Genomic DNA, 25088 nt, shown 5'->3' on the forward strand with positions numbered 1-25088 from the left:
ATTCAGCGTTAAGTGACGATAGCCTAGGAGATACACCTGTTCCCATGCCGAACACAGTAGTTAAGCCCTAGCACGCCTGATGTAGTTGGGGGTTGCCCCCTGTGAGATACGGGAGTTGCTTAGCGGTTATCCGCCATAGCTCAGTTGGTAGTAGCGCATGACTGTTAATCATGATGTCGTAGGTTCGAGTCCTACTGGCGGAGTAGATAAGTTGATTAGGAGGGGGTATCCCTCTTTTTTATTGCTTTGTGTTTGACTAATTATCTTTATTTTATTACTATTTTATTAACTGGTTAAGTATAGGGGGATGTTTTGGATTTAGAAAATAAAATTGATAAGATGGTGAATTCTTTTATTAGCTTTTCAGAACATGATAATGAACTTTTATTTGGTGATTGTCATTCTGGTTTTGAGCTGACTAATACTCAGGAGCATATTTTAATGCTGCTTTTGAATGGAGAACTGACTAATTCTGAGCTGGCTTCTCAGCTGAATATATCTCAGGCTGCTGTCACTAAAGCAGTTAAATCTCTTTTGGCAAATGACTTCTTGATTGCCAAGAAAAGTAAAATTGATGGTAGGATTATACGCTATTCATTGACTAAAAAGGCTGATTCTGTGGCTCAGGAACATTATGAGCATCATTCTCGCACTTTGGAAGTGTATTCAAAAATATTGCATGAATTTGATAAGAGTGAGCAGGAAGTTATTGAAAGGTTTGTGGATATGTTGGAGAGGGAAGTAAAGTTCTGATGAAATATATAGATGTTGATAATTTGTCTTTTCAATATGATGGTGAAACCGTTCTTGATCGTATTACCTTTTCTTTAAGTAGTGGAGAATTTATCACTTTGACGGGTGAAAATGGTGCAGCTAAATCTACTTTAATTAAGGCTATTTTGGGAATTTTGAAACCTAAGGCAGGTGTTATTAAGATTGCGAGCAAAAATATTCATGGTAAGAAGTTGAGAATTGCATATCTACCTCAGCATATTTCAAGTTTTAATGCTGGTTTTCCATCAACTGTTTATGAATTTGTGAGATCGGGAAGGTTTCAGTATCATAGTTGGTTTAGGAGGTTGACTAAACATGATGATGAGCATGTGAAGGCTAGTTTAGAGGCTGTTGGCCTCTGGGATCTGCGTGATAGAAAGATTGGTAATTTGAGTGGTGGTCAAAAGCAAAGGGCTGTCATTGCACGTATTTTTGCTTCGGATCCTGATGTGTTTGTACTGGATGAACCCACTACTGGTATGGATGGTGGCTCTATTTCTACTTTCTACGATTTAATGCATCATAGTGCCCATGTGCATAAAAAAGCTGTTTTGATGATTACTCACGATTCAGAAGAAGTTAAAGACTATGCTGATCGTAATATTCATCTTGTTAGGAATCAATCATTGCCTTGGAGATGTTTTAATATTCACGAGCCTAGTGGGGAGGGGAATGATGCTTAGTGTTTTTTCTTATGACTTTATGCAGAGAGCTTTATTGGCTATTGTGGCGATGAGTCTGTTTTCACCTATTTTAGGACTATTTCTTATTTTAAGGCGTCAAAGTTTGTTGAGTGATACCTTGAGCCATGTGTCTTTAGCTGGTGTAGCTTTAGGAGTTTTGCTAGGCATCAATACGACGGTGACAACTTTATTAGTTGTTGTGATAGCGTCTGTTGTCTTAGAATATTTGCGTGTAGTTTATAGGCATTATAATGAAATTTCTACTGCTATATTAATGTCTTTGGGACTGGCGATTTCGTTGATCATTATGAGTAAAACAAATAGTTCTTCGATTAGTTTGGATCAATATTTGTTTGGATCTATTGTTACTATCAGTTCAGATCAGGTTATTGGATTATTTGTTGTAGCTGGTTTAGTATTGGTATTGATGGGGATTTTTATCAGACCGCTTTATGTCTTAACATTTGATGAGGATACTGCTTTTGTGGATGGCTTACCAGTAAGGCTTATGTCGTTGATTTTTAATATTATTACTGGCGTTGCTATTTCTTTGATGATTCCTGCTGCAGGAGCCCTTCTGGTATCGACAATTTTGATTTTGCCGGCATCGATTTCTATGCGAATTGCTAATAGTTTTAAGGGTGTTATGCTTAGTTCGATTGTTGTTGGCTTTGTTGGAATGTTCCTTGGTGTTGTTTTATCTTATTATTGGGAAACTCCAGCTAGTGCGACGATCACAGTAATTTTTATCATTGTATTTATATTTGTTAGTTTATTGGATAGGTTTGTAAAAGAATAAAAAGGTATTGAGTGCTTCTCAATACCTTTTTATTTTTAATAAGTCAATACAAAGTATTTCTTTTTTCCACGTCGGATAACTGTAAGTTCATGATCAATTTTATCTGTTTCTGATAAGATATAATCCAGATTTTGAATTCTTTCGCCATTGATATAGATAGCACCGTTTTGTACATCTTCACGGGCTTGACGTTTGGATGTGACGATGTTTGATGCTACTAGAAGGTCGACGATGTTGAGCGGCTCATCCGGTTTAACAGCATAGTTTGGGACGTTGCTGAGCCCTTGTTTAAGCTCTTTGGCAGATAGGTTTTTGATGTTACCGGCAAAGAGTTGTTCTGTTATTTTGAGGGCTTGGTTATAAGCTTTTTCTCCGTGAACAAGGGTGACTACTTCACGAGCCAGTATTTTTTGAGCTAGACGTTGGTGACGCGCCTCATTAAATTCTTTTTCGATAGCTGAAATTTCATCGAGAGATAAGAAGGTGAAAATTTTCAAAAAGCGGATAGCATCTTCGTCCATGACGTTGAGCCAAAATTGGTACATTTCATAAGGCGATGTCTTATCGGCATCAAGCCAGACAGCATTACCTTCTGATTTTCCAAATTTTTTACCGGTTGAGTCTGTAATGAGTGGAACTGTGATGACATGGGCAGTTTTATCAGCTTTACGGCGTATCAATTCAGTACCTGCTGTCATATTTCCCCATTGATCAGAACCACCGATCTGAAGTGTGACATTGTACTTTTGATTCAGTTCATAGAAATCATATCCTTGCATGATTTGGTAAGCAAATTCTGTATAGGAGATACCAGTTTCAATGCGTTTTTTTACGGATTCCTTACTCATCATCGTATTGACTGTAAAATATTTCCCAACATCTCGTAGGAAATCGATGAAGCTAATAGATCCAAACCAGTCATAATTATTAACCATAACGGCCTTGTTATCGCCTTTTTCAAAATCAAGGAAACGGGATAACTGTTTTTGAATTTTGGTTACCCATCCGTCTACAGTTTCTTTGGTTTGGAGACTACGTTCAGCATCTTTGAAGGAAGGATCTCCAATGAGACCGGTTGCACCTCCAACCAGGGCATAAGGCTTGTGACCAGCTAGCTGAAGGCGTCGTGATGTCAAGATAGCTACTAAATGTCCAAGGTGCAGGCTATCAGCTGTTGGATCATATCCGGTGTAGTAGGAGATAGATCCATTTTCGAAAGCTTTTTTTAATGCTTCTTCATCAGTTGTTTGAAAGACGAGACCGCGTTCTTTTAGTTCGTCAAAAATTGTCATAATGTCTCTCCATTGTTTAGTAATACTGTGGTTCATTATATCGTAAACCTAATGCTCATGCAAGTTGAGCGGGTTTCTGTTATAATAGGCTTGAGGTTTAATTATGCTAGATTTGCTTAAAAAATATATGACTCAGTTTCGCTCTTTTGTACAAAATATAGGGAAGAAAGTAGCTGATTTGAATAGAAATCGATCCAAAAAGGATGGGGATGCTGTTGAACTAACAGGTAAGGACGTTGCGTCTGTCTTTTTAGCTAGCTTCAAAACGATCCTTAATTTTATCTATGTGGTTGTTCTCTTAGGTTTCATGCTTATTTCAGGTATGGGGCTAGGCTATCTAGCTAGTCAGGTTGATAGTGTTAAAGTTCCGTCAGAAAATACTCTGGTAGATAAAGTAACCTCTTTAACTTTAGTTTCTAGACTGACCTATTCTAATGGTGATGAGATTTCCAAGGTGGATAGTGATTTGGATAGGACTCCAGTTAAGTCTGATGAGATATCAAAATCTCTTAAAGAAGCTGTTATTGCTACAGAAGATGAAAATTTTGAATCTCACAAGGGTGTGGTTCCCAAGGCTGTGTTTAGGGCTTTGTTGTCTTCTGTATTACCTGTAGGCTCTACGAGTGGGGGATCGACTCTGACACAACAGTTGATTAAGCAACAAGTCATTGGAGATGATCCTACTTTCAAAAGAAAGGCCAGAGAAATCATTTATTCGTTGGCTTTGGAGCGATACATGACTAAGGATGATATTTTAACGTCTTACCTCAATGTTTCTCCATTTGGTCGCAACAACAGAGGAGAGAATATTGCCGGTGTTGAAGAGGCTGCCCAAGGCATTTTTGGTGTGCCAGCCAAGGAGTTAACGATTCCTCAGGCGGCATTTATTGCTGGTTTACCACAGAGTCCTATTGTTTATTCACCATACGATGGCAATGGGACTTTGAAAACTGGAGATGAACTAGAATATGGTTTGGAACGCCAGAAGAACGTTTTATACAATATGTATCGGAATGGCTATTTAAGTAAAAAAGAATATAACAGCTATAAAGAATATGATATCAAGTCTGATTTTATTCAGTCTAAGGCTGCTCATGTATCTGAACATGATTTCCTTTACTATGCTGTTATGAATGAGGCGCAAGACCATATCTATGATTATTTGATTAAGAGGGATGGTGTCTCAGAAGTTGATTTAAAAAATGATGAAACGGTCGCCAATTATCATCAGCTAGCCTTGGAAGCTCTTCAAACAGGGGGCTACAAGGTGACATCAACGATTGATCATTCTATTTATAAAGCCATGCAAGCAGCGGCTAAAAATCAAGGTAAGTTGTTAGATGCTGGAAATTCCGGGACCGTTGAAGTTGGGAATGTCTTGATGGATAATCAAACAGGGGCGATACTTGGTTTCATAGGTGGTCGAAATTATAAATCCAATCAAAATAATCATGCCTTTGATACTCGTCGTTCTCCTGGATCTAGTATCAAGCCGGTCTTGGCATATGGAGTAGCTATTGATCAAGGTTTGATGGGTTCAGGTTCTGTCCTGTCTAATTATCCTGCTCGCTTTTCAAATGGCTCGAAAATTATGCATGGTGAAGATGAAGGGACTCAAGCAGTCACTCTTCAAGAAGCGCTGGATGTTTCTTGGAATATCCCTGCTTATTGGACTTATCAGATGCTTCTCAATCAAGGCGTAGATGTGGAGTCATACATGACGAAGATGGGCTACAGTATCGATGACTATAGTATAGAAAGTCTCCCTCTGGGAGGTGGTATCGAAACAACGGTATTGCAACAGACTAATGCTTATCAGGCTATTGCTAATGGTGGTGCTTATCAAAAAGGCTATCTAATTGATAGGATTAAGGATCAAAAAGGTAAGGTCATCTATGAGCATAAATCTGCACCGGAGCAAGTCTATAGTAAGGCTACCGCAAGTATCTTGACTCGGCTGTTGAGAGGGCCGCTTGACTCTGGTAAGACGACTAGATTTTTAACAGAATTACGCCGCGAGAATTCGGCGCTTGCTAATGGTGCTGATTGGATTGGAAAAACAGGGACAACCAATGATTATAGTGATGTTTGGTTGATTGTTTCTACCCCTGCTGTAACTTTAGGTGGATGGGCTGGCTATGATGATAACTCTTCTTTAGCTTCTATGACTGGTTACCAAAATAATGGTGACTATATGGCCAATCTTGTTAATGCTATTTATAGGGCTGATCCAACTGTGTTTGGCAGTGGTAAACGTTTCCGTTTAGATTCCAATGTCATTAAATCTAATGTTTTGAAGTCTACTGGATTGAGGCCAGGAACGGTCTCCGTTAATGGAGGGCGTTATACACTTGGAGGAAGTACAACCGCTAGCTATTGGGCTAAAAATGGTGCTGGCAGCACAACTTATAGCTTTATGATTGGCGGTAGCAGTAAGGACGACGCTGCTGCTTGGAAATCAGTTACCAAGCGCTAATGTACTTGCCTTTTTAGATGTTTTCAGGTATAATATAGACAACTATTTGTCGTCTAACTTGATTGAAATATTGTCCAATCAAGAGATACAGCAGTTAGATCAAACGATTTTAGTCGGATTTAGCTGCTCTTTTTGTGCCTAAAATTAGGATTTTTTCTGATTTGTAATCAAAAAATAAAAATTCTAAAAAATCACAAAAGTATCTGTCGATAAATATTTAACCGATCGCTTCGATTGTCTCTGCTTTCCTTAAAAGAAGTGGAAAGGCAATCATTGTATTTTACATGAAGGAGATAGAAACTTGGCAGGACATGACGTTCAGTACGGGAAGCATCGCACCCGTCGTAGTTTTTCTAGAATCAAAGAAGTTCTTGACTTACCAAATCTGATTGAAATTCAGACGGATTCGTTCCAAGATTTTTTGGATAATGGTTTGAAAGAAGTGTTTGAGGATGTGCTTCCAATCTCTAACTTTACAGATACTATGGAGTTGGAATTTGTAGGTTATGAGTTGAAGGAGCCTAAATACACCTTGGAGGAAGCGCGAATCCATGATGCTTCATACTCAGCGCCTATCTTTGTAACCTTCCGTTTGATCAATAAAGAAACAGGTGAGATCAAAACTCAGGAAGTTTTCTTTGGTGATTTCCCAATTATGACAGAAATGGGAACTTTTATCATCAATGGTGGTGAACGGATTATCGTTTCTCAGTTGGTGCGTTCTCCAGGCGTCTATTTCAATGATAAAGTTGATAAAAATGGTAAGGTTGGCTACGGTTCAACGGTTATTCCTAACCGTGGGGCTTGGTTAGAATTGGAAACAGATTCTAAAGATATTGCTTATACACGTATCGATCGGACACGTAAGATTCCATTTACAACCTTAGTACGTGCGCTTGGTTTCTCAGGTGATGATGAAATTATTGATATCTTTGGAGACAGTGATCTTGTTCGTAATACTATCGAAAAAGATATTCATAAAAATCCTGCTGATTCACGTACTGATGAGGCACTTAAAGAAATTTATGAGCGTCTTCGTCCTGGTGAGCCCAAGACAGCGGATAGTTCACGTAGCTTGTTGACAGCTCGTTTCTTTGATCCGCGTCGTTATGATTTGGCAGCGGTTGGTCGCTACAAGATCAATAAGAAACTCAGTGTTAAAACACGTCTTTTGAATCAAGTCTTGGCTGAAAATTTAGTAGATGGTGAAACAGGTGAAATTCTTGTTGAAGCCGGTACAGAAATGACTCGTGATGTCATTGATTCTATTTCAGACCAAATCGATAATGGTTTGAATAGCTTTATCTACACACCTAATGATTATGCGGTTGTGACTGAACCAGTGGTCCTTCAAAAATTTAAGGTGGTCTCACCGGTTGATCCTGATCGTGTGGTTACTATCGTTGGTAATGCCAGCCCAGATGATAAGGTTCGTGCTCTCACACCAGCAGATATCTTGGCTGAAATGTCTTATTTCCTCAACTTGGCCGAAGGTCTTGGTAAGGTTGATGACATCGATCATTTGGGTAACCGTCGTATCCGTGCTGTTGGTGAGCTGTTGGCCAACCAATTCCGTATTGGATTGACACGTATGGAACGTAATGTTCGTGAACGTATGTCTGTTCAGGACAATGATGTCTTGACACCGCAGCAAATCATCAATATTCGTCCAGTTACAGCTGCAGTTAAAGAATTCTTTGGTTCTTCTCAGTTGTCACAGTTCATGGACCAACACAACCCACTGTCAGAGCTATCTCATAAACGTCGTTTGTCAGCCCTTGGGCCTGGTGGCTTGACACGTGATCGTGCGGGCTATGAAGTTCGTGACGTGCACTATACTCACTACGGCCGTATGTGTCCAATTGAAACTCCTGAAGGTCCTAACATCGGGTTGATTAATAACTTGTCTTCATATGGACATTTGAACAAGTATGGCTTTATCCAAACGCCGTATCGTAAGGTGGATCGTACGACTGGTAAGGTGACCAATGAAATTGTTTGGCTGACTGCTGATGAAGAAGATGAGTATACAGTTGCTCAAGCAAACTCCAAGCTTAATGAAGATGGTACTTTTGCTGAAGAAATTGTCATGGGACGCCATCAAGGTAACAACCAAGAATTTCCAGCAAGTAGCGTTGAGTTTGTAGATGTGTCTCCTAAACAGGTTGTTGCAGTTGCAACGGCATGTATTCCATTCTTGGAAAACGATGACTCCAACCGTGCTCTTATGGGGGCAAACATGCAACGTCAGGCTGTTCCATTGATTGATCCAAAGGCACCTTATGTTGGTACGGGTATGGAGTATCAAGCAGCTCATGACTCAGGTGCAGCTGTTATTGCTAAGCATGACGGTCGTGTAACTTTCTCAGATGCTGAAAAAGTTGAAGTGCGTCGTGAAGATGGATCATTAGATGTTTACCATATCACTAAGTTCCGTCGTTCTAACTCAGGAACTGCCTATAACCAACGAACTTTGGTTAAGGTTGGTGATCAAGTTGAAAAAGGAGACTTTATCGCTGATGGTCCGTCTATGGAAGGCGGAGAAATGGCTCTCGGGCAAAACCCTGTCGTCGCTTACATGACCTGGGAAGGGTATAACTTTGAGGATGCTGTTATCATGTCTGAGCGTTTAGTTAAAGAAGATGTCTACACTTCTGTACACTTAGAAGAATTTGAATCAGAAACTCGTGATACCAAGTTAGGCCCTGAAGAAATCACTCGTGAAATTCCAAATGTCGGTGAAGAAGCGCTTAAAGATCTTGATGAAATGGGGATCATCCGCATTGGTGCTGAAGTAAAAGAAGGAGATATCCTAGTCGGCAAGGTGACACCTAAGGGTGAAAAAGACCTTTCTGCAGAGGAGCGCCTCCTGCATGCTATCTTTGGGGATAAGTCACGTGAAGTGCGTGATACTTCCCTTCGTGTACCGCATGGTGGTGAGGGTATTGTTCGTGATGTTAAGATCTTTACACGAGCAAATGGTGATGAATTGCAATCGGGCGTTAATATGCTGGTGCGTGTCTACATCGCTCAAAAACGTAAGATCAAGGTTGGAGATAAGATGGCCGGTCGTCACGGTAACAAGGGTGTCGTTTCACGTATTGTTCCAGTGGAAGATATGCCTTATCTTCCGGATGGTACGCCGGTTGATATCATGCTGAATCCACTTGGGGTGCCATCACGTATGAATATCGGGCAAGTTATGGAGCTTCACTTGGGTATGGCTGCACGTAATCTTGGCATTCACATGGCTACACCAGTCTTTGACGGAGCAACTTCCGAAGATCTCTGGGAAACTGTTGAAGAAGCTGGTATGGCAAGTGATGCCAAGACTGTTCTTTATGATGGTCGTACAGGTGAACCGTTTGATAATCGAGTTTCTGTAGGTGTCATGTACATGATTAAGCTTCACCACATGGTTGATGATAAGCTTCACGCTCGCTCAACAGGTCCTTACTCACTCGTTACCCAACAACCTCTTGGTGGTAAAGCTCAGTTTGGTGGTCAACGTTTTGGGGAAATGGAAGTTTGGGCCCTAGAGGCTTATGGTGCTTCCAATGTTCTTCAAGAAATTTTGACGTACAAGTCAGATGATGTGACTGGTCGTCTTAAGGCCTATGAAGCGATTACCAAGGGTAAACCAATTCCAAAACCAGGTGTACCTGAATCATTCCGAGTTTTGGTTAAGGAGCTGCAATCACTTGGTCTTGACATGCGTGTGCTTGACGAAGATGATAATGAAGTAGAACTTCGTGATCTTGATGAAGGCGAAGATGATGATGTTATGCATGTTGATGATCTTGAAAGAGCTCGTCAAAGACAAGCTGCAGAGGCCGCTGCTCAAGCTCAGGAAAGTTCACAAGAGTAATAGTGGGTATCTGACTCACGGATCAATCTTATTAGATTGATAGCACTATTAATAGAAAGGCAAAATAAGTGGTTGACGTAAATCGATTTAAAAGTATGCAAATCACTTTAGCTTCACCAAATAAGGTCCGTTCATGGTCTTATGGGGAAGTTAAAAAACCTGAAACAATCAACTATCGTACGCTCAAACCAGAACGAGAAGGTCTCTTTGATGAAGTAATCTTTGGACCAACAAAAGACTGGGAATGTGCTTGCGGTAAGTACAAGCGTATCCGCTATAAAGGAATCGTCTGTGACCGTTGTGGTGTCGAGGTCACGCGCGCTAAGGTTCGTCGTGAACGCATGGGTCATATCGAATTGAAAGCTCCTGTCTCTCACATCTGGTACTTCAAAGGGATCCCGTCTCGTATGGGATTGACTTTGGATATGAGTCCTCGTGCTTTAGAAGAAGTTATCTATTTTGCGGCTTATGTGGTTATTGATCCAAAAGATACACCACTGGAACCTAAGTCTATTTTGACTGAGCGTGAATACCGTGAAAAACTTCAAGAGTACGGTTACGGCTCATTTGTAGCTAAAATGGGTGCGGAAGCTATCCAAGATCTCTTAAAGCAAGTTGACCTTGAATCTGAAATCGCTGAGCTCAAGGAAGAGCTAAAAACAGCTTCTGGTCAAAAACGTATTAAGGCCATTCGCCGTTTGGATGTTTTGGATGCTTTCTATAAATCTGGTAATAAGCCAGAATGGATGGTTCTTAATATCCTTCCTGTTATTCCACCGGATCTTCGTCCTATGGTCCAATTGGATGGTGGACGTTTTGCGGCTTCTGATTTGAATGACCTTTACCGTCGTGTCATTAACCGTAATAATCGTTTGGCTCGTTTGCTTGAATTGAATGCACCTGGTATCATCGTGCAAAATGAAAAACGTATGCTGCAAGAAGCGGTTGATGCTCTTATTGATAACGGTCGTCGTGGTCGTCCAATTACTGGACCAGGAAGCCGTCCATTGAAATCATTGAGCCACATGCTCAAAGGTAAACAAGGACGTTTCCGCCAAAACTTGCTTGGTAAACGTGTTGACTTCTCTGGACGTTCTGTTATCGCCGTTGGTCCAACTCTTAAGATGTATCAGTGTGGTGTGCCACGTGAGATGGCTATTGAACTCTTTAAGCCATTTGTGATGCGTGAAATCGTTGCTCGTGAATACGCTGGTAACGTTAAAGCTGCTAAACGTATGGTTGAGCGTGGCGATGAACGTATCTGGGATATTCTTGAAGATGTCATTAAAGAACACCCTGTTCTTCTTAACCGCGCACCTACCCTTCACCGTTTAGGTATCCAAGCCTTTGAACCAGTTCTTATTGATGGTAAAGCTTTGCGTCTTCACCCATTAGTGTGTGAAGCCTACAATGCCGACTTTGACGGTGACCAAATGGCTATCCACGTACCGTTGTCAGAAGAAGCTCAAGCAGAAGCTCGTCTTTTGATGCTTGCAGCAGAGCATATCCTCAATCCTAAGGATGGTAAGCCAGTCGTTACCCCATCTCAAGATATGGTTTTGGGTAACTATTACTTGACTATGGAAGATGCTGGTCGTGAAGGTGAAGGTATGGTCTTCAAGGACAAGGATGAAGCGATCATGGCTTACCGTAATGGCTATGCTCACTTGCATACTCGTGTAGGTATTGCAACTGATAGTATGCCTGAAAAGCCTTGGACAGAAGATCAAAAACACAAGGTAATGATCACCACAGTAGGTAAGATTCTTTTCAATGACATCATGCCTGCAGAATTACCATATTTGAATGAGCCAACCAATGCTAATCTGACAGATAAGACGCCAGATAAGTACTTCTTGGAACTCGGTTCGGATATTAAACCTGCTATTGAGGCTTTGGAACTCAATGTTCCCTTCAAGAAGAAGAATCTGGGTAATATCATTGCAGAGACTTTCAAGCGTTTGCGCACGACGGAAACGTCTGCCTTCCTTGACCGCTTGAAAGATCTTGGCTACTACCACTCAACATTGGCTGGTTTAACGGTGGGTATTGCTGATATTCCTGTTATTAGCAACAAGCAAGATATTATTGCACAAGCGCATAATAAGGTTGAACAAATTAATAAGGCTTTCCGTCGTGGTTTGATGACAGATGATGATCGCTATACAGCTGTTACCAATACTTGGCGTGAAGCTAAGGAAGAGTTAGAAAAACGTTTGATCGAAACACAAGATCCTAAGAACCCTATCGTTATGATGATGGACTCAGGAGCTCGTGGTAACATCTCAAACTTCTCTCAATTGGCTGGTATGCGTGGTCTGATGGCGGCGCCTAATGGACGTATCATGGAATTGCCTATCTTGTCTAACTTCCGTGAAGGTTTGTCTGTGCTGGAAATGTTCTTCTCAACCCACGGTGCTCGTAAGGGTATGACCGATACAGCCCTTAAGACGGCCGACTCTGGATATCTAACTCGTCGTTTGGTTGATGTTGCCCAAGATGTTATTATCCGTGAGGATGACTGTGGTACTGATCGTGGATTGACTATTCGTGCAATCACTGATGGTAAGGAAGTTACTGAAACCTTAGAAGAGCGTCTTATCGGACGTTATACTAAGAAATCAGTTAAGCATCCTGAAACAGGTGAAGTTATCGTTAAGCCAGATACTTTGATTACTGAAAACATGGCTGCAGATATTGCTAAAGCTGGTGTTGAGGAAGTCACTATTCGTTCGGTCTTTACATGTAATACACGTCACGGTGTCTGCCGTCACTGTTATGGTATCAACCTGGCAACTGGTGATGCAGTTGAAGTTGGTGAGGCCGTAGGTACTGTTGCTGCTCAATCTATCGGTGAACCAGGTACTCAGTTGACTATGCGTACTTTCCACACGGGTGGTGTTGCGTCAAATACTGACATTACTCAAGGTTTGCCACGTATCCAAGAAATCTTTGAAGCACGAAATCCTAAAGGGGAAGCGGTTATCACTGATGTCAAAGGCCGTGTAACGGATATCGAGGAAGATGCATCGACACGTACTAAGAAGGTTTACGTTGAAGGTAAGACTGGTAAGGGTGAGTACGTTGTACCATTTACTGCCCGTATGAAGGTAGCTGTTGGTGATGAGATTTCTCGTGGGGATGCTCTTACTGAGGGCTCAATCCAACCTAAGCACTTGCTCGAAGTGCGTGATACCTTATCTGTTGAGACTTATCTCTTGGCTGAAGTTCAAAAAGTTTACCGTAGCCAAGGGGTGGAAATCGGTGATAAGCACGTCGAAGTTATGGTTCGCCAAATGCTACGTAAGGTTCGTATCATGGATCCAGGAGATACAGATCTCCTTCCAGGTACTCTAATGGACATTGCTGATTTCACAGATGCTAATAAGGATATCGTCATTGCTGGCGGTATTCCTGCAACCAGCCGTCCTGTCCTTATGGGAATTACCAAGGCTTCGCTTGAGACAAATTCATTCTTGTCTGCTGCATCCTTCCAAGAAACGACTCGTGTCCTTACAGATGCTGCTATTCGCGGTAAGAAGGATCACCTTCTTGGTCTTAAAGAAAATGTCATTATTGGTAAGATTATTCCTGCTGGTACAGGTATGCAACGTTACCGCAATATTGAACCTCAAGCCGTTAATACTGTTGAAGTTATCGAGGAGCCTATCCTTGAGACGGCTGAAGTTGCTCCAATTAGCGAGTAAGCTTTGAATATGAAAATCTCTCCTAAATTCGGGAGAGATTTTTTTGTTTTTTGCTATTATTGTTGATTGTGAAATTATTAAAAGTTTGTCATTATGAAAACGTTATTTACAATATTCTAACAGAGTGCTACAATGAAATTTAGCCAACTCTTGATGGTTGAATTTGAAAAATTTACCGAATTTTCTGTCGTTTTATTATTGAGGCCGGATTTGGTAATGAGAAGGGGTTTTTATGGTTTTAATCAAAAGAAAAATCAGAAATAAGCTGCGCAAAAATGCTAAGTGGATCGGTCTTGCAGCATTGGTAGTGGCAGCTGGCGGTATTGGGGTTTATCAGGCCAATAAAGGTAATTCAAAGAATCATGAAATCAACTGGTATACACCGACAGAGATGATTACACTCGATGCGTCTAAAAATACAGACCGGTATTCTGCTATGGCTATCGGGAACTCAGGCAGCAACTTGCTACGTGTTAATAAAAATGGGGATCTCAAGTATGATCTTGCTAAGAATCTTGAGGTTTCTAAGGATGGAAAGACTTATACTGTCACTATGCGAGACCATCTAAAATGGTCAGATGGCTCTGAGTTGACTGCTAAAGACATCGTTTATTCTTGGCAGCGTATGGTCGATCCTAAGACGGCATCGGAGTATGCTTATTTGGCGAGTGATGCTCATGTTTTAAATGCTGAAGATATTATTGGTGGGAAAAAGCCTGTATCAGACTTGGGAGTGGAAGCCAGGGGAAATCAGGTGATTTTCCATCTCTCTGATCCGGCACCTCAGTTTAAGAGCTTGTTGTCCTTTTCTAACTTTGTTCCTCAAAAGGAAGCTTTTGTGAAGAAATCTGGGAAAAAGTATGCGACTAATTCTCAGCAAATGCTTTATTCGGGGCCTTACACTGTTAAAGGTTGGAATGGTAGTAATGGTGACTATCAGCTAGTCAAAAATAAGTACTATTGGGATGCTAAGCATGTTAAAACTGATCTTGTCAATGTCCAGACGGTTAAAAAGCCAGATACAGCTGTGCAGATGTACAGGCAGGGAGATCTAGATTGGGCAGATATTTCTGCGACTTCTGCTATGTATGCAGCTAATAGGTATCGAAAGGATGTTATAAAAATACCAGAAGCAACTACTGTCTATATGGTTTACAATATGACTGGTGAAGTCAAGGGACTGACTAATAAAAAAATTCGTCAGGCTTTAAATCTTGCAACTAATCGTCCAGGCACTGTCAAGGCAGCAACTGATACGGGTTCGGAACCGGCTACGGCCTTGGTTCCTAAGGGAATGCAGAAATTACCAGATGGGACTGATTTGACGGCTTCTGTAGAACCTGGTTACACTTATGATGCGAAAAAAGCTGCTAAGCTTTTCAAGGAAGGCTTAAAAGAAGAAGGCCTTACATCTTTAACCCTGACTATCACGGCGGATTCAGATCAGCCAGATAGAAAGGCTGCGGTTGATTACACCAAGGAAACTTGGGAAAAAGCCTTACCGGGTCTCACTGTTGAAGAAAAATTTGTGACTTTCAAACAACGTCTGGATGATACTAAGAATCAAAATTTTGATGTGGCTTTTGTGCTGTGGGGCGGTGATTATCCTGAGGGATCTACTTTCTATGGACTTTTCACGACAGACTCAGCTTATAACTATGGTAAATTTTCTAGCAAGGCCTACGATGCAGCCTATAAAAAGGCTTTAACAACGGATGCGCTTGATCCTCAGGCAGGTGCTAAGGATTATAAGGCTGCTGAGAAAGCTTTGTATGATGAGGCACTCTTTAATCCGGTTTACTTCCGCTCTAATAGGGCTTTGCAAAATCCTAAGATCAAAGGATTGGTAAGAAATGCTACAGGTCTTTACACTGATTTTACCTACGCTTATAAGCAGTAGTGTGTTAATGGTGTGGCGCTGGATGTAAAGGAAACAATATTATGGTGAAATATTTATTAAAACGTTTAATGATCTTGGTGGTTACCCTTTGGGTAGTCATTACCTTATCATTTTTCCTCATGCAGGTGTTGCCGGGAACTCCCTACAATAATCCTAAATTGACGGATGAAATGATTGCAATGATGAATAAGCAATATGGTTTGGATAAACCAGTTTGGCAGCAATATTTGACTTATCTTGGCAATATTGTCCAAGGTGATCTTGGGACCAGTTATTCTTCTGTCAACCAGTCTGTGTCAACTATGATTGGTCAGCGTTTGGCTGTGTCAGCTCAACTAGGGATTCAAGCACTAGTAGTCGGTATTGTGGCTGGACTTTTTGTTGGCGCTGTCTCTGCTCGCAATAAGAATAACTGGATTGATGGTGTACTCAGTGTGCTTTCGACCTTGGGAATTTCTATTCCTTCCTTCATTGTGGGGCTTTTCTTGCTGGATTATCTGGGATTTAAATGGAATCTTTTGCCACTAGTTGGTTGGGGAAGCTTTAGTCAAAGCATTTTGCCAACTTTAGCTTTGGCTATTCCAGTCTTTGCACAGGTAACTCGTTTTTTCCGTAGTGAGATGATTGAAACCCTCAATACGGATTATATTCAGTTGGCGCGTGCCAAGGGACTAAGTTCACCTGAGGTCACGGCTAACCATGCTTATCGAAATTCTATGATTCCTGTTTTAACATTAGTTGGTCCTTTGGCCGCTAATATCTTGACAGGATCTGCCCTGATCGAGCAAATTTTTTCTATTCCTGGGATTGGTCAGCAGTTTGTCAGTTCGATCCCTACTAAGGACTATCCTGTTATCATGGGGACAACGATTGTCTATGCGCTGATGTTGATGGTTGCTATCTTAGTGACAGATATTATCAGTAGCCTGATAGACCCTCGTGTACGCTTACAGTAAGGAAGGTTGCTATGGAAGATACAAGACGCTTTAAACTTGTCGGGGTTGGTAGTACGGCTTCGCAAGAGAAAATTCAAAAACCGACTCTGTCATTTATGCAGGATGCTTGGCGACGATTAAAAAAGAATAGACTGGCTTTTGTTGCTCTTTGGTTTTTAGCTGCTATTATTATTTTGTCACTACTTTCGACGGCAGTGGTCAGCAAAGAAGATGCCAATAACTTTAATAGTGATAAAGTCACGACTTATCGCAACTTGCCGCCAAAATTGAGTGAAGGGCTTCCTTTCTGGAATGGTAAGATCAAGTTTGCTGGTACAGATAAAAAAGTGGATGTCTACAAGGAGCAGGAGGTTCCCAAAGGTGAGCAATTTATCTTAGGGACGGATAATCTTGGTCGTAGTGTGGCTAAGCGTGTTATTGTTGGTGTTCGTATTTCAATTTTAATTGCTGTTGTAGCCACTTTAATCGATCTTGTCATTGGTGTCACTTATGGTTTGATATCTGGTTATATCGGTGGTCGATTGGATACGGTTATGCAGCGGATTATTGAGGTGATTTCCTCTATTCCTAATTTGGTTATCGTAACGATGCTAGGGCTATTGCTGGGCAATGGGGTAATGTCTATTATCATTTCGATTGCGATTGTTGGCTGGACAGCGATGGCTCGTCAGGTGCGTAATATGACCTTATCCTATAAGGAGCGTGATTTTGTGTTAGCCTCTAAGGCTTTGGGAGAACGCCCTTTGAAAATTGCTTTTAAGCATATTTTGCCTAATATCTCAGGGATTATTATCGTGCAAATTATGATGACTGTCCCTAGTGCTATTATGTATGAGGCAGTTTTATCTGCGATAAACCTTGGGGTTAAGCCACCGACAGCGTCATTAGGGTCATTGATCACGGATGCTCAAGAATACCTACAATATTATCCTTATCAACTCTTGCTACCTGCTTTTGCTCTGGTTGTCATCTCGCTGGCCTTTATCCTTTTGGGGGATGGCTTACGTGATGCTTTTGATCCCAAGTTAAATGTAGAGGAATAGGGGGTTTATCAAATGTCTAAAGAAGAAATTTTGTCTGTCAAGAATCTCCATGTGAATTTCCATACTTATGCTGGGGATGTGAAAGCTATTAGAGATGTCAATTTTGAGCTTTACAAGGGTGAAACCTTGGCTATTGTGGGAGAGTCTGGCTCTGGAAAATCGGTCACAACTCGTACCCTTATGGGATTGTCGGCTAAGAATGCTGAGGTTAGTGGCGAGATTATCTATAAAGGGCGTGATCTGAATCAGATCGGTGAGAGCGAGTGGGTAAAACTTCGTGGTAATGACGTGGCTATGATCTTTCAAGATCCTATGACAAGCCTTGATCCAACGATGAAAATTTGGAAGCAAATTGCTGAGCCAATGCTGATTCACGATGAAGACCTAGAGTATGATCAGGCGTTTGAGCGTGTGATTGATTTGATGGAAAAGGTTGGTATTCCTGAGGCGCGTGAGCATGCTCATGATTATCCACACCAATGGTCAGGAGGGATGCGTCAACGTGCGGTTATTGCTATTGCCCTTGCTGCAAATCCTGCTATTCTCATTGCTGATGAGCCTACAACGGCTTTGGACGTGACGATTCAAGCGCAAATTTTAAAACTTATGAAGGAGATTCAAAAGGATACAGATAGTTCGATTGTTTTTATTACTCATGATTTAGGAGTGGTTGCTGGGATGGCGGACCGTGTTGCAGTGATGTATGCTGGTAAAATTGTTGAATATGGTCAGGTCGATGAAGTCTTCTATAACCCTCAACACCCCTATACGTGGGGGCTTCTAGGATCTATGCCAACGACGGATACGAAAGCTGGTAGTCTGCATGCTATTCCAGGAACACCTCCGGACTTGCTTCATCCGCCAAAGGGTGATGCTTTTGCCTCACGTAATGCTTTTGCACTGGATATTGATCATGAGGAGCTACCACCTATGTTTAAGGTGTCAGATACACATTATGCTGCGACATGGTTGTTAGATGAGAGGGCTCCTAAGGTAACTCCACCAGATTTTATTCAGAAACGTTGGGAGCAATGGCAAGAAATCAAGGAGGCTAGTAAATGACGCAAAGCAAACGAAAATTGGTTGAGCTCAGAAATGTATCTTTAACCTTCAATAAAGGGAAATCTAATCAAGTCAAGGCTATTGATGATGTGAGTTTTGATATCTATGAGGGAGAAGTTTTTGGTCTAGTTGGTGAATCAGGTTCTGGTAAGACAACGATTGGACGCTCGATTCTTAAGCTTTACGATATTGATGGTGGCCAGATTAGTTTTGATGGTCAATCAATCTCTGATTTTAAAGGGCAGCAGCTTCAGGAGTTTCGTAAGTCTTCACAAATGATTTTTCAAGATCCCCAAGCTAGTCTCAATAGCCGTATGAAAATTCAAGATATTATTGCAGAAGGGCTCGATATTCATCATTTGACACATTCCAAAGCAGAACGTCAAGCAAAAGTGGAGGAGCTGATTGAGTTAGTTGGATTGAATAAGGATCATTTGACCCGTTACCCCCATGAATTTTCAGGTGGGCAAAGGCAGCGTATTGGCATTGCTCGTGCTTTAGCTGTCAATCCTAGGTTTGTTGTTGCTGATGAGCCTATATCAGCCTTGGATGTTTCTATCCAGGCACAAGTGGTTAATCTGATGCAAAAGCTTCAAGCTGAACAGGGATTAACCTACCTCTTTATTGCCCATGATCTTTCTATGGTGAAGTATATTTCTGATCGTATTGGGGTTATGCATTGGGGCAAACTTTTGGAAGTTGGTCCAGCTGATGAGGTTTATAATAATCCTATTCATCCGTATACAAAATCATTACTATCTGCTATTCCTGAGCCAGATCCTGAAAAGGAGCGACACCGAGTTCCTCTGGTTTATGACCCAAGCTCGGAAAGAGATGGTCAAGCTCGACAAATGTGTGAAGTGACGCCAGGACACTTTGTCTATGCTACTGATGATGAACTTCTTACTTATAGGAAAGATCTTTAAATTTATGATTACCCATGAGGCTGAGATAAAAGTTCTCAGCCTTATTTATTTGGTCATTTTTATTTGCTAGGCTCAGTGGTTGAATATCTAATCTCATGAACTTTGTTTATCTTATTTCTAACCTACCTCAAACGGTCTTCTAGATTGTTTCAAGTAGAACTCTTAGAAATAAAAAAGCGCAGAGAAATCAAATTCTTCGAGTTATTGATTTTTGTCCCACTCTCATTATTTTCGTAAAAACTAAGCAGATTTTTTTTCAAGATGCCTAAAATCCTATATAATGGCATTGTTAAACGAAGGAAGTAGGCTATGTATCAGGTAATAAAAATGTATGGTGATTTGGAGCCCTGGTGGTTCTTAGAGGGTTGGAAGGATGATATTGTTGAAGTGCGGGAGTTTGAGAAATTTTATGATGCTCTAAAGTATTATAAGCAAGAATGGTATGGACTCTTTGAGCGTTATCCTAGCTTTAATAGTAAAAGTAGTGTGATGACAGCCTTTTGGAATGTAGATGATCAGCGCTGGTGTGAGGAGTGTGTGGATTATCTACAGCAATTTTATTCCATTGCTCTTTTAAAAGATTGGGCCAGTCTTCCTAAAGAAGCCTATCGACCGGGCTATGAAAAGAAACGTGGCGAATTATAAAAACTGAGAAATATTTCTCGGTTTTTTTAATTTTTTACGGATAAATAAGTAGGAGGTGAGATATTCTGATGGTTCAAAAATTTGGAAAACGTATCATTTCTCAAGCAGTTGAGAGTCAGGCCCAGGATATTTATTTTATTCCAAAAGCAGATGGCTATGAGATATACATGAGAATTGATGATGATCGCAAATTTATTGATCATTTTGAGTTTGACCAAATTAGTGGTCTTATTAGCCATTTTAAATTTCTAGCTGGCATGAATGTCGGTGAGAAGCGACGCAGTCAGCTTGGATCTTGTGATTATGAGTTAGATAATGGTGAGAGTGCATCTCTTCGCTTGTCTACTGTTGGTGATTATAAGGGGCGTGAGAGTTTAGTCATTCGACTTTTGTTTGATCAAAAGCGAGTTTTGCATTATTGGTTTGAGGGATTAGATCGCTTATTGCCAATTATTAATGGAAGGGGGCTTTATCTTTTCTCTGGCCCTGTTGGCTCTGGTAAGACGACTTTGATGTATGAGTTAGTGACTCAAAAATTTCCGAAGGCTCAGGTGATGTCAATAGAGGATCCTGTAGAGATTAAGCAGGATAGTGTCTTGCAGCTTCAGCTCAATCCTAGTATCGACATGACTTATGATAGTCTGATTAAATTAGCGCTTCGTCATCGGCCGGATGTTCTCATTATCGGTGAAATTCGTGATACTCAGACGGCTCAGGCTGTTATTAGAGCTAGTTTGACAGGGATTACAGTTTTTTCAACTGTCCATGCTAAGAGTATTCCGGGTGTTTATGCTAGATTGTTGGAATTGGGTGTAAAGCCCGATGAGCTTGCAAATAGTCTGACAGGGATTATTTATCAGCGCTTATTAGGGGGAGGAGGTGTATTAGATTTTGCCAAGGAGAACTTCGAAGCTCACTCAGCCAAAGAGTGGAATGACCAGATTGATGAGCTTCTTGCAGCGGGATATATCACTGCTGAACAGGCAAAAACCGAAAAAATTATCGCTTGATCGTCAGCGTAAAGTGATTCAGCTCTTCAATAATTTAATGAGTTCAGGTTTTACATTGACAGAAATTGTTGATTTTTTGGAGCGCAGTGGCTTGTTGCCCTCTATTTATACTTCTAGGATGCGTGAGAGTTTGTTATCGGGTGAGTCTTTAGCCATTATGATGGGGAGGTTAGGATTTTCAGATAATGTGGTGACTCAGCTAGCTTTATCAGAAGTGCACGGCAATACCCAAGGAGCCCTGATTAAGATAGAGTCTTATCTGGGAAAGCTTGTAGCGGTTCGTAAGAAGCTGCTAGAAGTAGCGACTTATCCTATTATACTTTTGTTGTTTTTGGTTGGAATTATGCTGGGTATGAGGCGCTATCTCTTGCCGCAATTAGGGGAAGAAAATATAGCGGCCGCACTGATTGCTCATTTTCCTACTATCTTTTTGGGTCTATTTATCCTGCTATTAGTCTTGGTTTTTCTTTCCTATCTTCATTGGAAGTCTTCAGATAAGGTGGCATGGTATAGTCGCATATCTCATTTTCCTTTTTTAGGTAGTTTTGTTCGTGACTACCTTACAGCTTATTATGCTAGAGAGTGGGGAAATTTGATTGGCCAAGGGATTGAGATGAGTCAGATCGTTGTGATTATGCAAAAGCAGCGCTCCCAATTATTCAGGGAGATTGGCAAGGAGATGCAGGAGGCCTTAGTCAGAGGTCAAGAGTTCCATCATAAAGTTTTAGATTATTCCTTCTTTCTTAAAGAGTTGAGTCTTATTATTGAGTACGGTCAGGTGAAGTCCAAATTAGGAGATGAGCTTGAAGTTTACGCTCAGGAGAGCTGGGAAACTTTCTTTTATAGGGTGACAAGAGCAACTCAGATTATTCAGCCTCTGGTGTTTATATTAGTAGCTCTTGTAATTATCATGATTTATGCGGCTATGTTATTGCCTATGTATCAGAATATGGAGGTTCAATTTTAGATGAAAAAGATTGTTACACAGATGAAAAAGGCGCGTGTGAAGGCCTTTACGCTGATTGAAATGTTGGTTGTCTTATTGATTATTAGTGTTTTATTGTTGCTTTTTGTCCCAAATTTAGCTAAGCAAAAGGATTCAGCTAAAAATACTGGTGGAGCAGCTGTTGTTAAAGTAGTAGAAAGTCAAGCAGAGCTTTATGAACTGAATCATACTGATGATGCTACAGTATCTAAACTTGTAGCGTCCGGTGATATCTCGCAGAAGCAGGCGGATTCTTATAATGAGTATTACAAGAAACATTCAGAAAAACGTCATGTCCCAAATTAAGGCTTTTACCTTATTAGAGACGCTTTTGGTTTTGGCTATTACTAGTTTTATTTTGATGGCTTTTACTGGAGGCGTACAGAGAACTTTTAAGGGGATTCAGCAGCGATTGTTTTTCTTGTCTTTTGAGCACCTTTATGAGGATACTCAACGCTTGAGTCATAGTCAGCAAAAAGAACTCAGTCTTAATGTCACTGCTACAGAAGTTTCTAATGGAGTTGCTAAGATTGAGCTGCCTGATTCTGTTCATCCCATTCAAGACTATCGGGTAGTTTTTTCAGAAGAGGGAGGAAATTCTTCCTTGCAGAAGTTAGAATTTCGGACACAAGACGGTTCTGTCACCTATCAACTATATATAGGGAGTGGTCGTTATAAAAAAACAGAAAGTTAGGGCTTATGTCCTTTTAGAGAGTCTGGTAGCTTTAGCTGTCTTAGTTATGATTGTTAGTCTAGTATTAAGTGAAGTGAATAAGGATAGAAAAAGAATGGCAGCTCTTCTACGTCGTCAGGAAGTTGTAAATGTAGCTCAAATGGCTGTTCAAACTAGGCAAGAAAATCTGACATTAAATGGCATTAGTGTTACTGTTCAACAATCTGACACCAGTATTACTGTCTATGAAGGTGGGAAGGTGGTGTTAGATGTTGCAAAACGTTAAAGTCAGAGCCTTTACTCTTCTTGAATGTATGGTAGCTTTACTGATTATTTCTGGGAGTCTTCTTGTTTATCAGGCTATGACAAATGTTGTCAGTAGCAATGTGAGCTATATCAGTCGTAACGATGAGGAAGAGTGGCTGTTGTTTTGTCAGCAGATGCGTTCGGAGTTGGCATCTGCACAACTTACTAAGGTTTCTGATAATAAGCTCTTTGTTAAGAAGGGGGAGCAAGAGTTAGCGTTCGGACGAGCCAAGGCTGGAGATTTTAGGAAAAGTAATGCTGATGGCCGTGGTTATCAGCCTATGATTTATAGGATTAAGAGTAGCCGTATTAGCCAGAGTGGTTCCATAGTTCATATTACTATAGTGTTTAACTCAGGTATGGAAAGGACGTTTATATATGCTTTCTAAGAGGAGGATCAAGGCAGGTGTATTGATTTATGCGGTACTTATGGCAGCTATATTTTCTCTACTTCTTCAGTTTTATCTCGATCGGGTGATAGCTAGCCAAAGGCAGTACTTGGCTATGGAAAATCATGCTGAAGCCTATGTGCTAGCTCAGTTGACTAAAGTAGAGTTAGAAAAGGATCCAGATAAGCGACAATTTTATTTTGATAGTGGGCAAGTAAAGATTGAAGGCAGAGGGGATCATATTGATATTGAAGTGACTCTGGGGTCAGGAGAGAAGTATCATTTTGATGATCAAATCCCAAGACAATCTCAAAAGGTTAAAAAAGGTAGCAAGAAATCAAAATCTCAGAGATCTAGGCCTTCTAAAAAAGAAGATGATGAAGTAGGGTCTGAGAAACAGACATCGGATTCATCGGACGATGATAGGACAACGGAATCTTCTAGTACTAGTCAGAGTGGGACTGAGAGGAGTTCATCAGAAGGTACAGTGGATAAGGATTCAGCCTCTTCAGATGATTAGCTGTAATTGTGGTTTAGAAGGTTTTGAGAGTTTTTATTTTCAGGTAAATCTGTTATGATAGCATTATGAATTTTGAGAAAATAGAACAGGCCTACGAGCTCATTTTAGAGAATGTACAGTTGATTCAAAATCAATTATCCACTAATATTTACGATGCTCTGATAGAGAATAATGTCCATTATATGAATGAAGATAGTAGAGATAGTAGAGTGTCTGCAAATATAGCTTCCTTAAAATCTTTGAATTTGACTTCTGAAGAATGGCGTCGGGCTTATCAATTTATTTTTATAAAGGCTGCTCAGACCGAACCCCTTCAAGCTAATCACCAGTTTACACCTGATAGCATTGGGTTTATCTTATTATTTCTTTTGGAAAATCTGACTGTAGAAGAGACAGTTGATGTTTTAGAAATTGGCAGTGGGACAGGAAATTTGGCGCAGACTCTTGTGGTTAACAGCCAGAAAAAATTGAACTATCTAGGATTAGAAGTCGATGACCTACTTATTGATTTGTCTGCCAGTATTGCTGATGTTATGGGGACGGAGGTTGGCTTTGTTCAAGAGGATGCTGTGCGGCCTCAGCTTTTAAAAGAGAGTAATATAATTTTTAGTGATTTGCCGGTTGGATATTATCCAGATGATACGATTGCTAGTCGTTATCAGGTTGCTTCTAAGACAGAGCATACATATGCTCATCACTTATTAATGGAGCAGTCTCTCAAATATCTTAAGAAAAATGGTTTTGCTATTTTCTTAGCGCCAGTGAATCTTTTGACAAGTCCCCAGAGTGATCTCTTAAAGCAATGGCTCAAGAATTATGCAGATATTATTTCTGTTATTACTCTTCCAGATAATTTATTTGGTCATGCGGCTAATGCAAAATCGATCTTTCTCTTGCAAAAACAAGCTCAGAAACCTAAGGAGACTTTTGTTTATCCTTTAACAGACTTGCAAAATCAGGACCAATTAGTTGATTTCATGACCCAGTTTAAAAAATGGGTAGCAGATTATATTCTTTAATTTAGAATTCTGCTATAATTGGAATACGTTTAGAAAACGATTTCAAACCCAGAAG

General features: G+C 40.6%; 21 protein-coding genes, 1 tRNA gene and 1 rRNA gene. 22 read left to right on the forward strand and 1 reads right to left on the reverse strand.

Annotated features, from left to right (window positions below; all coding sequences use genetic code 11):
- The first annotated feature begins 8 nt into the window (after nucleotides 1-8).
- The 5 genes from rrf to AC4HAI_RS08195 all read left to right on the forward strand — a co-directional run bounded on the left by rrf (nucleotide 9) and on the right by AC4HAI_RS08195 (nucleotide 2256).
- Nucleotides 9-124, forward strand: a 5S ribosomal RNA gene (gene rrf / locus AC4HAI_RS08175).
- Between the two features lie 5 nt (nucleotides 125-129).
- A tRNA-Asn gene (locus AC4HAI_RS08180) sits at nucleotides 130-203 on the forward strand.
- Nucleotides 204-312: 109 nt separating this feature from the next.
- Nucleotides 313-753 (forward strand): zinc-dependent MarR family transcriptional regulator, encoded by a 441-nt coding sequence (locus AC4HAI_RS08185; RefSeq protein ID WP_491079741.1) that lies wholly within the window; start codon nucleotides 313-315, stop codon nucleotides 751-753.
- On the forward strand, nucleotides 753-1457 hold the full coding sequence (locus tag AC4HAI_RS08190) for a metal ABC transporter ATP-binding protein (protein ID WP_491079742.1): 705 nt from the start codon (nucleotides 753-755) through the stop codon (nucleotides 1455-1457). The genes AC4HAI_RS08185 and AC4HAI_RS08190 overlap by 1 nt, the downstream gene beginning before the upstream one ends.
- Nucleotides 1450-2256, forward strand: coding sequence for a metal ABC transporter permease (locus tag AC4HAI_RS08195; RefSeq protein WP_491079745.1), 807 nt, complete (start codon nucleotides 1450-1452; stop codon nucleotides 2254-2256). The genes AC4HAI_RS08190 and AC4HAI_RS08195 overlap by 8 nt, the downstream gene beginning before the upstream one ends.
- 35 nt (nucleotides 2257-2291) lie before the next feature.
- On the opposite strand, the gene tyrS is transcribed toward AC4HAI_RS08195, so the two are convergent.
- Nucleotides 2292-3548, reverse strand: coding sequence for a tyrosine--tRNA ligase (gene tyrS / locus AC4HAI_RS08200; RefSeq protein ID WP_491079743.1), 1257 nt, complete (start codon nucleotides 3546-3548; stop codon nucleotides 2292-2294).
- A 103-nt stretch (nucleotides 3549-3651) separates the two neighbouring features.
- Here tyrS and pbp1b point away from each other — a divergent pair, with 103 nt between their 5' ends.
- The 17 genes from pbp1b to AC4HAI_RS08285 all read left to right on the forward strand — a co-directional run bounded on the left by pbp1b (nucleotide 3652) and on the right by AC4HAI_RS08285 (nucleotide 25033).
- Nucleotides 3652-6024 (forward strand): penicillin-binding protein PBP1B, encoded by a 2373-nt coding sequence (pbp1b, locus tag AC4HAI_RS08205; protein WP_491079744.1) that lies wholly within the window; start codon nucleotides 3652-3654, stop codon nucleotides 6022-6024.
- 301 nt (nucleotides 6025-6325) lie between these two features.
- Nucleotides 6326-9892 carry a DNA-directed RNA polymerase subunit beta gene (gene rpoB, locus AC4HAI_RS08210; RefSeq protein ID WP_491079554.1) on the forward strand — a complete coding sequence of 1189 codons (3567 nt, stop codon included), beginning with the start codon at nucleotides 6326-6328 and terminating at the stop codon, nucleotides 9890-9892.
- A gap of 68 nt (nucleotides 9893-9960) precedes the next feature.
- Nucleotides 9961-13599: a DNA-directed RNA polymerase subunit beta' gene (rpoC, locus tag AC4HAI_RS08215; RefSeq protein WP_491111186.1), complete on the forward strand. Its 3639-nt coding sequence runs from the start codon at nucleotides 9961-9963 to the stop codon at nucleotides 13597-13599.
- Nucleotides 13600-13831: 232 nt separating this feature from the next.
- Nucleotides 13832-15499, forward strand: coding sequence for a peptide ABC transporter substrate-binding protein (locus tag AC4HAI_RS08220; protein WP_491079556.1), 1668 nt, complete (start codon nucleotides 13832-13834; stop codon nucleotides 15497-15499).
- Nucleotides 15500-15540: 41 nt separating this feature from the next.
- Entirely contained in the window at nucleotides 15541-16455 is a 915-nt protein-coding gene (locus AC4HAI_RS08225; protein ID WP_491079557.1) for an ABC transporter permease, read from the forward strand.
- An 11-nt stretch (nucleotides 16456-16466) separates the two neighbouring features.
- Complete coding sequence (locus AC4HAI_RS08230) at nucleotides 16467-17498, forward strand: ABC transporter permease (RefSeq protein WP_491111188.1); 1032 nt, start codon at nucleotides 16467-16469, stop codon at nucleotides 17496-17498.
- Nucleotides 17499-17510: 12 nt separating this feature from the next.
- A complete protein-coding gene (locus tag AC4HAI_RS08235) occupies nucleotides 17511-18560 on the forward strand; it encodes an ABC transporter ATP-binding protein (protein ID WP_491111190.1) in 1050 nt (349 codons plus the stop codon).
- Complete coding sequence (locus AC4HAI_RS08240; RefSeq protein WP_491111191.1) at nucleotides 18557-19486, forward strand: ABC transporter ATP-binding protein; 930 nt, start codon at nucleotides 18557-18559, stop codon at nucleotides 19484-19486. Before AC4HAI_RS08235 ends, AC4HAI_RS08240 begins: the two co-directional genes overlap by 4 nt.
- 309 nt (nucleotides 19487-19795) lie before the next feature.
- Entirely contained in the window at nucleotides 19796-20131 is a 336-nt protein-coding gene (locus AC4HAI_RS08245) for a DUF1033 family protein (protein ID WP_491111193.1), read from the forward strand.
- Nucleotides 20132-20199: 68 nt separating this feature from the next.
- Complete coding sequence (gene comGA / locus AC4HAI_RS08250) at nucleotides 20200-21141, forward strand: competence type IV pilus ATPase ComGA (protein ID WP_491079562.1); 942 nt, start codon at nucleotides 20200-20202, stop codon at nucleotides 21139-21141.
- The gene (gene comGB, locus AC4HAI_RS08255; protein WP_491111194.1) at nucleotides 21065-22108 is read left to right on the forward strand and encodes a competence type IV pilus assembly protein ComGB; all 1044 of its coding nucleotides are present in this window, start codon (nucleotides 21065-21067) and stop codon (nucleotides 22106-22108) included. The genes comGA and comGB overlap by 77 nt, the downstream gene beginning before the upstream one ends.
- Nucleotides 22109-22432 (forward strand): competence type IV pilus major pilin ComGC, encoded by a 324-nt coding sequence (gene comGC, locus AC4HAI_RS08260; protein WP_491111196.1) that lies wholly within the window; start codon nucleotides 22109-22111, stop codon nucleotides 22430-22432.
- Nucleotides 22419-22820 (forward strand): competence type IV pilus minor pilin ComGD, encoded by a 402-nt coding sequence (gene comGD, locus AC4HAI_RS08265; RefSeq protein WP_491111210.1) that lies wholly within the window; start codon nucleotides 22419-22421, stop codon nucleotides 22818-22820. The genes comGC and comGD overlap by 14 nt, the downstream gene beginning before the upstream one ends.
- Complete coding sequence (gene comGE, locus AC4HAI_RS08270; protein ID WP_491111197.1) at nucleotides 22792-23085, forward strand: competence type IV pilus minor pilin ComGE; 294 nt, start codon at nucleotides 22792-22794, stop codon at nucleotides 23083-23085. The genes comGD and comGE overlap by 29 nt, the downstream gene beginning before the upstream one ends.
- Complete coding sequence (gene comGF / locus AC4HAI_RS08275) at nucleotides 23069-23494, forward strand: competence type IV pilus minor pilin ComGF (protein ID WP_491111198.1); 426 nt, start codon at nucleotides 23069-23071, stop codon at nucleotides 23492-23494. Before comGE ends, comGF begins: the two co-directional genes overlap by 17 nt.
- Nucleotides 23484-24014: a competence type IV pilus minor pilin ComGG gene (gene comGG / locus AC4HAI_RS08280; RefSeq protein ID WP_491111200.1), complete on the forward strand. Its 531-nt coding sequence runs from the start codon at nucleotides 23484-23486 to the stop codon at nucleotides 24012-24014. Before comGF ends, comGG begins: the two co-directional genes overlap by 11 nt.
- Nucleotides 24015-24079: 65 nt before the next feature.
- A complete protein-coding gene (locus tag AC4HAI_RS08285) occupies nucleotides 24080-25033 on the forward strand; it encodes a class I SAM-dependent methyltransferase (protein ID WP_491111202.1) in 954 nt (317 codons plus the stop codon).
- Nucleotides 25034-25088: the final 55 nt, after the last annotated feature.

Source organism: Streptococcus sp. ALY_208, from assembly GCF_058314295.1.